Below are 13,980 nucleotides of genomic sequence, written 5' to 3'. Positions count from 1 at the left end.
GTACGCCTCGCCTTTCGCAAGCCATTGGATCCGCGGGATCCGCGTCTCAGTCAAAACTGGGAATAATGTTGGCCTTGTCGATCATATCGATCGGCAACAGAAACTCATGGTCTTCAACCTGCACCACGACATCCTGTTCTTCTACACCGCGCAGAAGGCCCTGAAAGTTGCGTCGACCTTCAAAAGGCGAGCGCAGCTTGATCTTCACTTGTTCACCGGCAAATTTTGCAAACTGCTCAATAGTGAACAGTGGGCGTTCCATGCCTGGCGAGGAAACTTCAAGGGTGTATTCAACAGCGATCGGATCTTCAACATCCAGAACACCGCTGATCTGACGGCTGACAATGGCGCAGTCATCCACCAGTACGCCGCCTTCTTTATCGATATAAACGCGCAACATTGAGTGGCGACCCTGAGCCGAAAACTCAATACCCCAGCATTCATAGCCAAGGGCCACGACCACCGGGGCCAGCAAGGCCTGCAACTGTTCTAGCTTGCTCGACACCTGAACCCCCTAGTGCATGTATGTGCATGCTGTGCAAAATAAAAAAATGGGCGAAACGCCCATCCCTGAAACGCCGTCGAACAGCGGCGTTATAAAGTGTCCAGCTAACAAAAAGCCCCTTAAAAGGGGCTCCTGAAACTGGTTGCGGGGGCCGGATTTGAACCGACGACCTTCGGGTTATGAGCCCGACGAGCTACCAGACTGCTCCACCCCGCGACAAAGCTGGGGCGGAAGTATACGACCGATCCCTGACAGGGTCAATGTAACCTTCCACCTACAAGAAAGCCCGCAACAGCGGGCTCTCCTGATAATTGGTACCGAGAAGGGGACTCGAACCCCTACACCCTATGGGCACAACCACCTCAAGGTTGCGTGTCTACCAATTCCACCACCTCGGCAATACTACGTTTGAAACCCTTCTTACTTTTGCTCTTGAGCTGGAGGCACGTCAGTCGCATTGGTTGCCGACTTTTGCTCTTGAAGCACCGGCACATCATCAGAAGCCGGTTTTTGCTTTGGAACTTCCAACACCGCTGGATTTGGCAAACCTACTTGAGTCAGCTCATGAGCCTTCTCTTTAGCAAAGTAACCTAACCCTAAGCTGGTTATGAAAAAACCTGCGGCAAGTATAGCAGTAAACTTACTAAGAAAGGTAGAGGAACCTTGGCTTCCGAACACAGTATTTGAAGCACCTGCTCCGAAAGACGCACCAGCGTCCGCACCTTTACCCTGCTGCAGCAATACGAGAGCAACTACGCCCAATGCACCCAGCAGATGAAAAACGACTACGACTGTTTCCAGCATTTTTTCAGTTTCCCGCGGCGCGACAGATCGCACCGAACTCATCTGCATTCAGGGAAGCCCCACCAATGAGCCCCCCATCGATATCCGGCATGCCGAACAGTTCGACCGCATTGGCCGCCTTCACGCTGCCGCCGTATAGAAGCCGCACACCTCGTGCGATTTCAGAATTCTCTGCCGCCAACTGTGCGCGAATGGCTGCATGCACATCCTGCGCTTGTTGCGGCGAAGCAGTCAGCCCGGTACCAATAGCCCAGACCGGCTCGTAAGCAATTACTGCCTTTGCAAATGCACCAACACCCAGCTCTTCGATGATGCTGCCCAGCTGACGCCCGACAACCTCAATCGTTTTCCCGGCTTCGCGCTGCTCCAGGGTTTCCCCTACACACAACACCGGAATCAAGCCACATGCCTGCGCCGCTGCAAACTTGCGATTCAGTACCCCGTCACGCTCACCCATGATCAGGCGACGCTCGGAATGCCCGACAAGCACCAGGGAACAACCTGCATCCACCAATTGACTCGGCGCAATCTCACCAGTCAACGCACCTTGCATGGATTCCACCGCAGAGTTCTGCGCGCCGACCAAAATCGACTTTCCTTTCAAGCCATCAATCACTTGATTGATATGCAAGCAAGGCGGGAATACCGCGACATCAACACCGCTTGGCAAGGCCAGATGACGAAGGCCGTTGATCAGCTCAGCGACGCTGGCGCGGGTACCGTGCATCTTCCAGTTACCAGCTACCATAGGGCGACGCATGCTGTACCTCGTCGGTCAAAGTGGGCGCAGATGTTACCCAACCACGCCATTACTGGCAAGCCGAAATCAGACAGAAACTTCAGCAACCAGTTTTGCCAGCTCTTCGGCGTAGCCGCGAACCAGGGTTTCGTCCTCACCCTCGACCATGACACGCACCAAAGGCTCTGTCCCGGACTTGCGCAACAGCACTCGACCCCGCCCCGCCATGGCCTTGGTAACGCGCTCGCTGGCCTCCTTGACTGCTGGATGCTCGACGGGATTTGCACCACCGCCGAAACGCACATTAATCAGTACCTGAGGACACTTGCGCAGAGCTTGCCGAGACTGAGCAAGACTTTCGTTACGAGCCCTCAACGCCATCAGCACCTGCAACGCTGCAATGATCGCATCACCGGTAGTGGTGTGCTGGAAGCACACGATATGCCCCGAGTTTTCGCCACCCACCTGCCAGTTACGCTCAAGCAGATCGGCAATCACATAACGGTCGCCGACATTGGCGCGCACAAATGGAATTTTCAGCTCATCAAGCGCCAGCTCCAACCCCAGGTTACTCATCAGGGTACCGACAACACCACCTTGCAGACGATCGCGCTCATGCATGTCGCGAGCGATGATGAACAACAACTCATCACCATCAACAATCGCCCCAGTGTGATCGACCATCAATACACGATCACCGTCACCATCGAAGGCAATCCCCAGATCAGCATGTTCGGCCAACACAGCTGCCTGCAACTGCCCCATATGGGTTGAGCCACAGTCATCATTGATATTCAGACCATTAGGTTGCGCGGAAAGCACCGTAACCTGCGCCCCCAGCTCTCGAAAGACGCTCGGCGCAACCTTGTAGGTAGCCCCGTGAGCGCAGTCGATAACAATGTTCAGCCCCGCAAAACTGGTGCCAGTAGGCACGCTGCTTTTACAGAACTCGATATAACGGCCCGACGCGTCGTTGATGCGCGAAACCTTGCCGATCTTGCTGGACTCGACAACGGTCATCGGGGTATCGAGCAATTCTTCAATCATCAGCTCGACTTCATCCGGCAGCTTGGTACCTTGCCCGGAGAAGAACTTGATGCCGTTATCGTCATGAGGATTGTGCGAAGCACTGATGACGATACCGGCCTCTGCATGAAAAGTACGAGTCAGGTAGGCAATAGCCGGCGTCGGCATTGGCCCCAGCAACATAACGTCAGCACCCGCCGACGTAAGCCCGGCCTCCAGCGCAGACTCGAACATGTATCCGGAGATACGCGTGTCCTTGCCTACCAGTACTTTGCAAGCACCCATGCTTCGGAATGCCATGCCTGCGGCCCAGCCAAGCTTAAGCATGAAATCAGGAGTAATCGGGTAGGTACCGACCCGACCACGAATACCGTCGGTGCCAAAATATTTCTTAGTCATAAGTACTCCATCATTCTTATTCGGCTGATTCCACTGCTGCGATCATCCGTACAACATCTATCGTTTCGGCCACATCATGCACGCGCAAGATCCGCGCACCCTTTACTACCGCCAGCGCAGCAAGCGCCAGACTGCCATTCAAACGTTCGCCCACGGGGCGATTCAAAGCCTGCCCTATCATGCTCTTTCGCGAAACCCCAACCAACAGAGGCCGCCCCAAGGCATGCAGATTCTCCATGTGCTTGAACAAGCTTAAATTGTGCGACAGGTTTTTCGCGAATCCAAATCCAGGATCAAGAATGATCCACTCATTCGCAATGCCAGCAGCCGCACATTGAGCCATGCGTTCGGCGAGAAACTCACCCACCTCGACGGTTACATTCTGAAAGTGCGGGTCATCCTGCATATCTCCAGGCTCGCCCAGCATGTGCATCAAGCACACCGGCAAACCAGTGCTCGCCGCCGCCTCCAAAGCACCTTCACGGCGCAGCGAGCGAACGTCATTGATCAACCCCGCCCCTAACCGTGCAGCCTCGCGCATGACTGAAGGCGTCGAGGTATCGACCGAAATAATCACATCCAGTTCACGATGGATTCGCTCGACAATCGGCGCTACACGCTCAAGCTCTTCAAGCGGCGATACCACTCGTGCGCCCGGCCGGGTCGACTCGCCACCGACGTCGATCAGTGAAGCGCCCGCGGCTACCATCGCCTCGGCGTGACGCAAGGCAGCATCGAGCTGACTGAAACGGCCGCCATCGGAGAAGGAATCAGGAGTGACATTGAGAATGCCCATGACATGCGCACAGGCCAAATCAAGAACCCGGTTGCCGCAAGGCAACCGGGTCGAGGAGGGAACAAAAGTCATCTCAAACCTTAGACGTCAGCAGCCGGGCCGCCGATCGGCGTTTCCGGGCGCTCATCCTGCACTGCAGGAGGCGTGCCGGAAGTACCGGTGCCACCCGACCAGTCACGCGGCTCACGAGGCGTGCGACCTGCCATGATGTCGTCGATCTGCTCGGCATCGATGGTTTCGTATTTCATCAGGGCGTCTGCCATCGCATCCAGCTTGTCGCGGTTATCCGTAAGGATCTGCTTGGCGGTGCCGTAGCACTGATCAATGATGCTGCGCACTTCAGAGTCGATCAGCTTGGCCGTCTCACCCGAGAAGCTCGCGTGCTGACCACCACCGCCACGACCCAGGAAGACTTCACCTTCTTCTTCCGCATACATCAGCGGTCCCAGCTTCTCGGAAAGCCCCCACTTGGTCACCATGTTCCGCGCAATTTGACTGGCACGCATGATGTCGTTGGAAGCACCAGTGGTGACACCATCAAAGCCCAGGGTCATCTCTTCAGCAATACGACCGCCATACAACGAGCAGATCTGACTGATCAATGCGCGCTTGGACAGGCTGTAGCGGTCCTCTTCCGGCAGGAACATGGTCACACCCAGCGCACGACCACGCGGAATGATCGACACCTTATAGACCGGATCATGCTCAGGGACGACTCGACCAACAATCGCATGGCCAGCCTCGTGATAAGCGGTGTTCTGTTTTTCCTTCTCGGACATGACCATCGATTTGCGCTCAGCGCCCATCATGATCTTGTCCTTGGCCAGCTCGAACTCTTTCATCTCGACAACACGCTTGCCGGTACGAGCTGCAAACAATGAAGCTTCGTTCACCAGGTTAGCGAGGTCGGCACCAGAGAAACCCGGGGTGCCGCGTGCAATCACCGCAGGAGCGACATCTTCGCCCATTGGCACTTTACGCATGTGAACTTTGAGAATCTGCTCACGACCACGAATATCCGGCAAACCAACCACTACCTGACGGTCGAAACGACCAGGACGCAGCAGTGCCGGGTCAAGTACGTCGGGACGGTTGGTTGCGGCGATGACGATAATGCCGTCATTCATTTCGAAACCATCCATCTCTACCAGCAACTGGTTGAGCGTTTGCTCGCGCTCGTCGTGACCTCCGCCCATGCCGGCACCACGATGACGACCGACAGCGTCGATTTCATCGATGAAGATAATGCATGGTGCGTGCTTTTTAGCCTGCTCGAACATGTCACGAACACGGCTGGCACCCACACCGACGAACATTTCGACGAAGTCGGAACCGGAGATGGTGAAGAACGGCACCTTGGCCTCGCCTGCAATGGCCTTGGCCAACAGGGTTTTACCGGTACCCGGAGGACCAACCATCAGCACGCCGCGAGGAATGCGACCACCGAGACGCTGGAACTTGCCCGGATCACGCAGGAACTCGACCAGCTCGCCGACTTCTTCTTTGGCCTCGTCGCAACCGGCAACGTCAGCCAGGGTAGTTTTCACCTGATCTTCGGACAGCAGTCGCGCCTTGCTCTTGCCGAAGCTCATCGGCCCGCCCTTTCCACCGGCACCGCCCTGCATCTGCCGCATGAAGAACATGAAGACAGCGATAATCACCAGGATCGGGAAGCTTGCGACCAGGAGTTGAGTCCAGATGCTTTGCTGCTCAGGCTGCTTGCCTTCGACAACGACGTGGTTATCCACCAGGTCGCCGATCAAGCCGTTGTCCTGAATCGCCGGACGAATGGTCTTGAAGCTGTCGCCATCATTGCGCTTGCCGGTAATGACATAACCGTCCACAGCTACGCGCTCGACCTTGCCATCCTTGACCTGCTGGATGAAGTCGGAATAGTTGAGGGTCTGCGGCTCGTTAGGGCTGGAGAAGTTGTTCATCACCGTCACCAGGACAGCCGCGATGATCAACCACAGGATCAGATTCTTTGCCATATCGTTCAATTAACTACCCTCTGAAGCAAGCTCCGCAACTGGCGCGCGCTTCGCATGATATTCACCGGCCTAACTTACTACATTACCTACAGCTCTGGCAGGCGCCGTCTGTAACCCTTTGTGAAACACTTTCTACACAATATTCGCAAATGCTCACGGGGCGAAATACGAAAAACCTATCGCCCCGCCAAAAAACCTCACTTTACTCACTACGCCCGCGGTAACCCCAAGCCAGCATGTATTGCTCACGGGAACTGCCACGAGAAGAGTCAGGCTTGATCATCTGGATCTTGTCGAATTTTCGACGAGCATCCTTCAGGTAAACATCAAACCCTTCGCCCTGAAAAATCTTGATCACGAAATTACCACCCGGCTTGAGTATCCGTTCCACCAAATCAAGCGCCAGCTCGCAAAGAAACATGGCTTTTGGCATGTCCACTTCAGGCGTACCACTCATATTGGGGGCCATATCGGAAATCACAAGGTCCACCTGCGAATTACCCACGGCTTCAAGGATCCGCGCGAGCACTTTGTCCTCGGTGAAGTCACCCTGGATGAAAGTCACGTCCGGAATGCTGTCCATTTCCAGAATGTCCGAGGCGATCAGACGCCCCTGACCACCGATCAGACGGCTAGTCACCTGCGACCACCCCCCGGGCGCAGCACCCAGGTCGACAACGCTCATGCCGGGACGGATCAGATTGTATTTCTCCTGGACCTCCAGAAGTTTGTAACTCGCACGCGAGCGGTAGCCATCCTTCTGCGCCTGCTTCACATAGGGATCGTTGACATGTCTTTTCAGCCAACCAAGGCTTGTCTTGGAACGCGCCATTGGGCACCTCGATGATAAGGGTCGTGATTAATTGGGCGGATCCACGAGCCCTCGGGTAAAATGGCCGCCATTTTACAGAATCCAGACGAAAGGGTCAGATTATGCCGCTCACTCAAGAGCAGAAGAAACAGTACAAATCCATTGGCCACCATCTGAAACCAGTTTTGATTGTGGCTGACAACGGTTTGACTGAAGGTGTGTTAGCCGAACTTGAACGCGCTTTGGCGGATCACGAGCTGATCAAGATCAAGATTAATATCCTCGATCGCGAGTCGCGCCTGGCTGCCATTGCAGAACTGTGCAAGGTCGGTAAAGCGGACCTGGTACAGGTTATCGGCAAGATGGCACTGATTTATCGCAAGAATTTCAGCGTCAACAAGCAACTGTCGAACGTCCATCGCTTCAAGTGATGAAACGGGTCAAGGGTGTGCTTCGCGCACCCTGCCACTCCACCCAGGCACTGGCTGCAACACCAGCACCAGCCCGGAAAAGCCCAGGACAAGATAGCTGAACACCAGCCAATGCTCTGCATCAGGCCAGCCAATACGCACCACGAAGTACATCGCGCTCGCGCATGACGCCATCAACAGCAGTTGCCCGCGAACATCGCGCCATAGACTGACAAGGCCCTTGGCCTGAACCAGCACCAAAACCTGAAAAAATACGCACGCCGCCGAGAACCCTACCAGCAGCGCATTCAGCATGCTTGAAATCTCTTCGATCAGCAGCGGCGCCAGACCAATTAGGTCCAGTGCCGGCAGCAGACCGATGTGCAACAACCACAAGCCGCCAACCCATAACATCTGGGCCAGCTGCCACAGCATGGCGCCCGCACGTAGCGGACGCCGTTGCCTGTCAGATGTGGCGGACTTCGACAATCTCATACTCGATAACGCCGCCAGGCGTTTTGACGGCAACCACGTCACCCTCTTCCTTGGCGATCAAAGCACGCGCCAAAGGTGAACCGACCGAAATCTTGCCGAGTTTGAAGTCAGCTTCATCCTCGCCAACGATGTGGTAAGTGACGCGTTCGTCCGTCTCGACGTTGGCGATTTCGACTGTAGTGCCAAAAATCACTTTGCCGGTGTGAGGAATGGTCGTGACGTCGATGATGACCGCATTCTGCATGCGCCCTTCGATGTCACGGATCCGCGCCTCGACCATACCTTGCTGCTCGCGAGCAGCATGGTATTCAGCGTTTTCTTTCAAGTCACCCAACTCGCGGGCCGTACCAATGTCCTGGCTCAGCTTCGGACGGACGACCTTGGTCAGGTGAACGTGTTCTTCTTCCAGGGCGCGAGCGCCCTGAACAGTCATGGGGTATTTGATCATGCCTTCAATCCTGCGTGTAGATCCTGCAAGCGACGCACGGTCTTTTCCGGACCGAACTTGAGCGCTTCGCAGATAGCTTCGCCAGCAGCAATGGTGGTGGTGCAGTAAATTTTGTGCTGCAAGGCATTACGACGAATGGAGTACGAGTCGGCAATCGACTGACGACCTTCGGTGGTGTTGATGATCAGCGTAACTTCGTCATTCTTGATCATGTCGACCACGTGCGGACGACCCTCGGTCACCTTGTTCACGCGACGCACTTTCAGGCCTGCGGCTTCGATCAGCTTGGCAGTACCGGCGGTCGCGACCACTTCGAAACCCAAGTTGATCAGATCACGGGCCACGCCTGCAACCAGTGGTTTATCGTCATCACGTACGCTGATGAACGCAGTACCGCCGGTCGGCAGCAGTTCGCTGGCACCCATCTGGGCTTTGGCAAACGCCTCACCGAAGGTGTCACCCACGCCCATCACTTCACCGGTGGACTTCATCTCAGGGCCGAGAATCGGGTCAACGCCAGGGAATTTGGCGAACGGGAACACCGCCTCTTTCACGCTGTAGAAGTTTGGAATGATTTCCTTGGTGAAACCGATTTCCTTCAGGGTTTTACCGGCCATGACGCGAGCCGCGATCATTGCCAGGGAAACACCGATGCACTTGGACACGAACGGCACGGTACGGGAAGCACGCGGGTTGACTTCGATGACGTAGATGTCTTCGCCTTGCAGCGCCAACTGAACGTTCATCAGGCCGACAACGCCCAGTTCCAGGGCCATTTTCTTGACCTGTTCGCGCATCTCGTCCTGGATATGCCCAGGCAGCGAATACGGCGGCAAGGAGCATGCGGAGTCACCGGAGTGAACGCCAGCCTGCTCAATGTGTTGCATGATCGCGCCGATCACCACGTCAGTGCCGTCGCAAACTGCGTCGACGTCCATTTCGATGGCACAGTTGAGGAAGTGGTCCAGCAGCACCGGGCTGTCGTTGGACACTTGAACCGCTTCACGCAGGTAGCGCTTGAGTTCTTCTTCTTCGTAGACGATTTCCATTGCACGGCCGCCCAGTACGTAGGACGGACGCACCACCAGCGGGTAACCGATCTTGCCGGCAGCGCGAATGGCTTCGTCTTCGCTGCGCACGGTAGCGTTTGGCGGCTGACGCAAGTTCAGGCGCTCAACCATTTGCTGGAAGCGTTCACGGTCTTCGGCACGGTCGATGGCGTCAGGGCTGGTGCCGATGATCGGCACGCCTGCCGCTTCAAGAGCACGGGCCAGTTTCAGCGGAGTCTGGCCGCCGTACTGGACGATCACGCCTTTTGGCTTCTCGACGCGGACGATTTCCAGCACGTCTTCCAGGGTCACTGGTTCGAAGTACAGGCGATCGGAGGTGTCGTAGTCGGTGGACACGGTTTCCGGGTTGCAGTTGACCATGATGGTCTCGTACCCGTCTTCGCGCAGCGCCAGTGCCGCGTGAACGCAGCAGTAGTCGAACTCGATGCCCTGGCCGATACGGTTTGGACCGCCACCCAGGATCATGATCTTGTCGCGACCCGACGGCGCAGCTTCGCACTCTTCTTCATACGTCGAGTACAGGTACGCGGTGTCAGTGGCGAACTCGGCCGCGCAGGTGTCAACACGCTTGTAGACCGGGAAAATTTCCAGCTTGTGGCGATGAGTACGCAAGCTCTTCTCGGTCACACCCAGCAGCTTGGCCAGACGCTGATCGGAGAAACCTTTGCGCTTGAGGCGGAACATCATGTCGCGATCGATGCTGGCCATGCCCAGCGTCTTGACCTTCTCTTCTTCCTTGATCAGATCTTCGATCTGCACCAGGAACCAGGGATCAATCATGTTCATGCCGAAAATATCTTCGACTGTCATGCCGGCGCGGAAAGCGTCAGCCACGTACCAGATACGCTCGGCGCCCGGCACGGTCAGTTCGCGCTTGAGCACGCTCATGCTTTCCGGGTTGCTCAGGTCGAGCTTCGGGTCCAGGCCGCAAACGCCGACTTCCAGACCGCGCAAGGCTTTCTGCAGGGACTCCTGGAACGTCCGGCCGATGGCCATGACTTCACCCACCGACTTCATCTGAGTGGTCAGGCGAGCGTCAGCCTTGGCGAACTTCTCGAAGGCAAAGCGTGGCAGTTTGGTCACAACGTAGTCGATGGACGGTTCGAAGGACGCCGGGGTCTTGCCGCCGGTGATGTCGTTCGACAGCTCATCCAGGGTGTAACCCACCGCCAGTTTGGCCGCGACTTTGGCAATCGGGAAACCGGTGGCTTTGGAAGCCAGTGCCGAGGAACGGGACACGCGCGGGTTCATCTCGATGACGACCATACGGCCAGTGTCCGGGCAGATGCCAAACTGAACGTTGGAACCGCCAGTTTCAACGCCGATCTCACGCAGTACCGCCAACGAGGCGTTACGCATGATCTGGTATTCCTTGTCGGTCAGGGTCTGTGCCGGAGCAACAGTGATCGAGTCACCGGTGTGCACGCCCATCGGGTCGAAGTTTTCGATCGAGCAAACGATGATGCAGTTGTCCTTCTTATCGCGGACAACCTCCATTTCGTACTCTTTCCAACCGATCAGCGATTCGTCGATCAGCAGCTCTTTGGTCGGCGACAGGTCCAGGCCACGGGCGCAGATTTCTTCGAACTCTTCACGGTTGTAAGCGATACCGCCACCGGTGCCGCCCATGGTGAAGGACGGACGAATGATGCACGGGAAGCCCAGCTTCTCGAGGACCGCGTTGGCCTCTTCCATGCTGTGGGCGATACCGGAACGCGGGCAGTCCAGGCCGATGGATTTCATCGCCTTGTCGAAACGCGAACGGTCTTCAGCCTTGTCGATGGTGTCGGCATTGGCGCCGATCATCTCTACGCCGAACTTCTCCAGAACGCCTTCGCGCTCCAGGTCCAGTGCGCAGTTCAGAGCGGTCTGGCCGCCCATGGTCGGCAGCAGCGCGTCCGGACGCTCTTTCTCGATGATCTTGGCAACGGTCTGCCACTTGATCGGCTCGATGTAAGTGGCGTCGGCCATGGCCGGGTCGGTCATGATGGTCGCTGGGTTGGAGTTCACCAGGATGACGCGGTAACCCTCTTCGCGCAGGGCTTTACAGGCCTGGGCGCCAGAGTAGTCGAACTCACAAGCCTGGCCGATCACGATCGGGCCAGCGCCAAGAATCAGGATGCTTTTTATGTCTGTACGTTTTGGCATGGGTACTCACTCAAATCCGCAGGTCCGACGGCAATCCCTAGGGAGAGGCCGCCTTGAACAATCGTTGAAGTACCTGAAGGGGCCGCCGACTTCCGGGGCCGCCCTCAGGCGACTTCTCTACATCAAGACGAGCAGTTAGCGTCGCTTGGCCATCTCGTTGATGAAGCGGTCGAACAGTGGCGCTACATCGTTCGGACCCGGGCTGGCTTCAGGGTGACCCTGGAAGCTGAACGCGCTCTTGTCGGTACGTTCGATGCCTTGCAGGGTGCCGTCGAACAGCGACTTGTGGATCGCGCGTACGTTGGCTGGCAGGGTCGCTTCGTCTACGGCAAAACCGTGGTTCTGGCTGGTGATCATGACAACACCGGTGTCCAGATCCTGGACCGGGTGGTTGGCACCGTGGTGACCGTGACCCATTTTCAGGGTCTTGGCGCCGGAGGCCAGGGCCAGCAGTTGGTGACCGAGACAGATGCCGAACACCGGAATCTCGGTTTCAAGGATGTCCTTGATCGCCTGGATCGCGTAGTCGCAAGGCTCCGGATCACCAGGGCCGTTGGACAGGAACACGCCGTCCGGCTTGAGTGCCAGGACTTCGCTGGCCGGGGTTTGCGCCGGCACTACGGTCACACGGCAGCCACGCTCGACCAGCATGCGCAGGATGTTCAGCTTGACGCCGTAGTCGAAGGCCACCACGTGATGCGGCAGTTCGCTGGCATCGAGGGTCGCGTGGCTGTCGGTTTTCAGGTCCCAGACCGTCGAGCGCCACTCGTACTTCTCTTTGGTGCTGACGACTTTCGCCAGATCCATGCCCTTCAGACCAGGGAAGCCACGCGCAGCTGCAATCGCCGCTTCGTCAGAGATGTTGTCGCCCGCCATGATGCAGCCGTTCTGCGCGCCTTTCTCACGCAGGATGCGCGTCAGGCGGCGAGTGTCGATACCGGCAATCGCCACAACGTTGTTGGCTTTCAGGTAATCGGACAAGGACATCGTGTTACGCCAGTTACTCGCAACCAGAGGCAGGTCACGAATCACCAGCCCCGCCGACCAGACGCGGTCGGACTCGGCGTCTTGCGGCGTGGTGCCGGTATTGCCGATGTGCGGGTAAGTCAGGGTAACGATCTGTTGGGCGTAGGAAGGATCGGTAAGGATTTCCTGATAGCCGGTCATGGCGGTGTTGAACACCACCTCACCAACGGTCTGACCGTCGGCTCCAATGGCTTCGCCGCGAAAAATGCTGCCATCAGCAAGGGCGAGTATGGCTGGCTTAGTCAAGAAGACCTCCCGTAAATAAAGCCTGAAGGGGCGATCGCAGGTTGCAAAAAAGCGGAGTGACGTATGGACACGTCACCCCGCTTCTTCATCGAATTATCTGCGCGCTTTTAGTGGACACACTAAAGCTGTAGCTTACAGAAAAAGGCTTTTTTGGTCCACCGCTAAAGAGCCTTAAAGGCAGGGGAATGCGACAGGACGTCGCTTAGCGGTTAAAAACAGGGTTCGAACCTGAGTTCAAACCCTGTTTTCGGCACATCTCAATGTAGGTCGAGCACGTCCTGCATGTCATACAAGCCAGGCTCACGCCCCTCGAGCCACAGCGCGGCACGCACTGCGCCCTTGGCGAAGGTCATCCGGCTGGACGCCTTGTGCGTGATCTCCAGTCGTTCCCCCTCGCAGGCGAACAGCACCGTATGATCGCCAACCACATCACCACCGCGAACAGTGGCGAAGCCGATGGTTTCGCGCTCACGCACACCGGTATGGCCTTCACGCCCATAGACCGCGACCTTTTGCAGGTCACGATCCAGCGCATTGGCAATCACTTCACCCATGCGCAGCGCCGTACCTGAAGGCGCGTCGATCTTGTTCCGATGATGAGCCTCGATGATTTCGACATCGGCATCATCGCCCAGCACGCGAGCCGCCATATCAAGCAGCTTCAGCGACAGGTTGACGCCGACACTGAAGTTGGCCGCGAACACAATCGCAATGTCCTTGCCCGCTTCGGCCAGCAACTGCTTTTGCGCAGCGTCCAGCCCTGTGGTGCCGATCACCATAGCCTTGCCCGCCTTGCGGCAGAACGCCAGGTTTTTCAGCATGACCTCAGGGAGCGTGAAGTCGATCAGCACATCGAACTCATCCGCCACTGCATCCAGGTTACCGGACAGCGGCACACCGATACGCCCCAGCGAGACCAGCTCACCCGCATCCACGCCAATCAGCGAGCTGCCAGGGCGCACGATGGCCGCCGTCAGACCCGTAAGCGGCGAGCGCTGCTGCACCGCCTCGATCAGAATCTTGCCCATGCGCCCGGCAGCGCCCATCACCGCGATACGTCGCATAC

At 57.0% G+C, this 13,980-nt stretch carries 13 protein-coding genes and 2 tRNA genes; 1 reads left to right on the top strand and 14 read right to left on the bottom strand.

Annotated features, from left to right (window positions below):
* Positions 1 to 46 precede the first annotated feature (46 nt).
* The 9 genes from rimP to rlmE form a co-directional block, all read right to left on the bottom strand.
* The gene (rimP, locus tag AC1Z1G_RS04185) at positions 47 to 505 is read right to left on the bottom strand and encodes a ribosome maturation factor RimP (RefSeq protein WP_159987310.1); all 459 of its coding nucleotides are present in this window, start codon (positions 503 to 505) and stop codon (positions 47 to 49) included.
* Between the two features lie 139 nt (positions 506 to 644).
* Positions 645 to 721: transfer RNA gene (locus tag AC1Z1G_RS04180), tRNA-Met, on the bottom strand.
* A gap of 96 nt (positions 722 to 817) precedes the next feature.
* A tRNA-Leu gene (locus tag AC1Z1G_RS04175) sits at positions 818 to 903 on the bottom strand.
* 22 nt (positions 904 to 925) lie between these two features.
* Positions 926 to 1,309: a preprotein translocase subunit SecG gene (gene secG, locus AC1Z1G_RS04170; protein WP_347904012.1), complete on the bottom strand. Its 384-nt coding sequence runs from the start codon at positions 1,307 to 1,309 to the stop codon at positions 926 to 928.
* A gap of 4 nt (positions 1,310 to 1,313) precedes the next feature.
* Positions 1,314 to 2,069, bottom strand: coding sequence for a triose-phosphate isomerase (gene tpiA, locus AC1Z1G_RS04165; RefSeq protein WP_483625112.1), 756 nt, complete (start codon positions 2,067 to 2,069; stop codon positions 1,314 to 1,316).
* 66 nt (positions 2,070 to 2,135) lie between these two features.
* The gene (glmM, locus tag AC1Z1G_RS04160) at positions 2,136 to 3,473 is read right to left on the bottom strand and encodes a phosphoglucosamine mutase (protein ID WP_483625110.1); all 1,338 of its coding nucleotides are present in this window, start codon (positions 3,471 to 3,473) and stop codon (positions 2,136 to 2,138) included.
* Positions 3,474 to 3,489: 16 nt separating this feature from the next.
* The gene (gene folP, locus AC1Z1G_RS04155; protein WP_483625109.1) at positions 3,490 to 4,341 is read right to left on the bottom strand and encodes a dihydropteroate synthase; all 852 of its coding nucleotides are present in this window, start codon (positions 4,339 to 4,341) and stop codon (positions 3,490 to 3,492) included.
* Positions 4,342 to 4,349: 8 nt separating this feature from the next.
* On the bottom strand, positions 4,350 to 6,260 hold the full coding sequence (ftsH, locus tag AC1Z1G_RS04150) for an ATP-dependent zinc metalloprotease FtsH (protein ID WP_347904006.1): 1,911 nt from the start codon (positions 6,258 to 6,260) through the stop codon (positions 4,350 to 4,352).
* A 202-nt stretch (positions 6,261 to 6,462) separates the two neighbouring features.
* The gene (gene rlmE / locus AC1Z1G_RS04145; protein WP_483625107.1) at positions 6,463 to 7,092 is read right to left on the bottom strand and encodes a 23S rRNA (uridine(2552)-2'-O)-methyltransferase RlmE; all 630 of its coding nucleotides are present in this window, start codon (positions 7,090 to 7,092) and stop codon (positions 6,463 to 6,465) included.
* A 101-nt stretch (positions 7,093 to 7,193) separates the two neighbouring features.
* Here rlmE and AC1Z1G_RS04140 point away from each other — a divergent pair, with 101 nt between their 5' ends.
* Positions 7,194 to 7,502, top strand: coding sequence for a YhbY family RNA-binding protein (locus AC1Z1G_RS04140; protein WP_483625105.1), 309 nt, complete (start codon positions 7,194 to 7,196; stop codon positions 7,500 to 7,502).
* Between the two features lie 9 nt (positions 7,503 to 7,511).
* Here the strand turns inward: AC1Z1G_RS04140 and AC1Z1G_RS04135 are convergent, their stop codons facing one another.
* The 5 genes from AC1Z1G_RS04135 to dapB all read right to left on the bottom strand — a co-directional run bounded on the left by AC1Z1G_RS04135 (position 7,512) and on the right by dapB (position 13,978).
* Positions 7,512 to 7,916, bottom strand: coding sequence for an MFS transporter (locus tag AC1Z1G_RS04135; protein WP_483625103.1), 405 nt, complete (start codon positions 7,914 to 7,916; stop codon positions 7,512 to 7,514).
* 31 nt (positions 7,917 to 7,947) lie between these two features.
* Positions 7,948 to 8,424: a transcription elongation factor GreA gene (gene greA, locus AC1Z1G_RS04130; protein WP_483625101.1), complete on the bottom strand. Its 477-nt coding sequence runs from the start codon at positions 8,422 to 8,424 to the stop codon at positions 7,948 to 7,950.
* Positions 8,421 to 11,642, bottom strand: coding sequence for a carbamoyl-phosphate synthase large subunit (carB, locus tag AC1Z1G_RS04125; protein WP_483625099.1), 3,222 nt, complete (start codon positions 11,640 to 11,642; stop codon positions 8,421 to 8,423). The genes greA and carB overlap by 4 nt, the downstream gene beginning before the upstream one ends.
* Positions 11,643 to 11,777: 135 nt before the next feature.
* Positions 11,778 to 12,914 (bottom strand): glutamine-hydrolyzing carbamoyl-phosphate synthase small subunit, encoded by a 1,137-nt coding sequence (gene carA, locus AC1Z1G_RS04120; protein WP_483625097.1) that lies wholly within the window; start codon positions 12,912 to 12,914, stop codon positions 11,778 to 11,780.
* 257 nt (positions 12,915 to 13,171) lie between these two features.
* Positions 13,172 to 13,978: a 4-hydroxy-tetrahydrodipicolinate reductase gene (dapB, locus tag AC1Z1G_RS04115; RefSeq protein ID WP_483625095.1), complete on the bottom strand. Its 807-nt coding sequence runs from the start codon at positions 13,976 to 13,978 to the stop codon at positions 13,172 to 13,174.
* Positions 13,979 to 13,980 lie beyond the last annotated feature (2 nt).

The organism is Pseudomonas sp. JL27(2026) (assembly GCF_056933555.1).
This window is presented reverse-complemented; position numbering and strand designations above follow the sequence as displayed.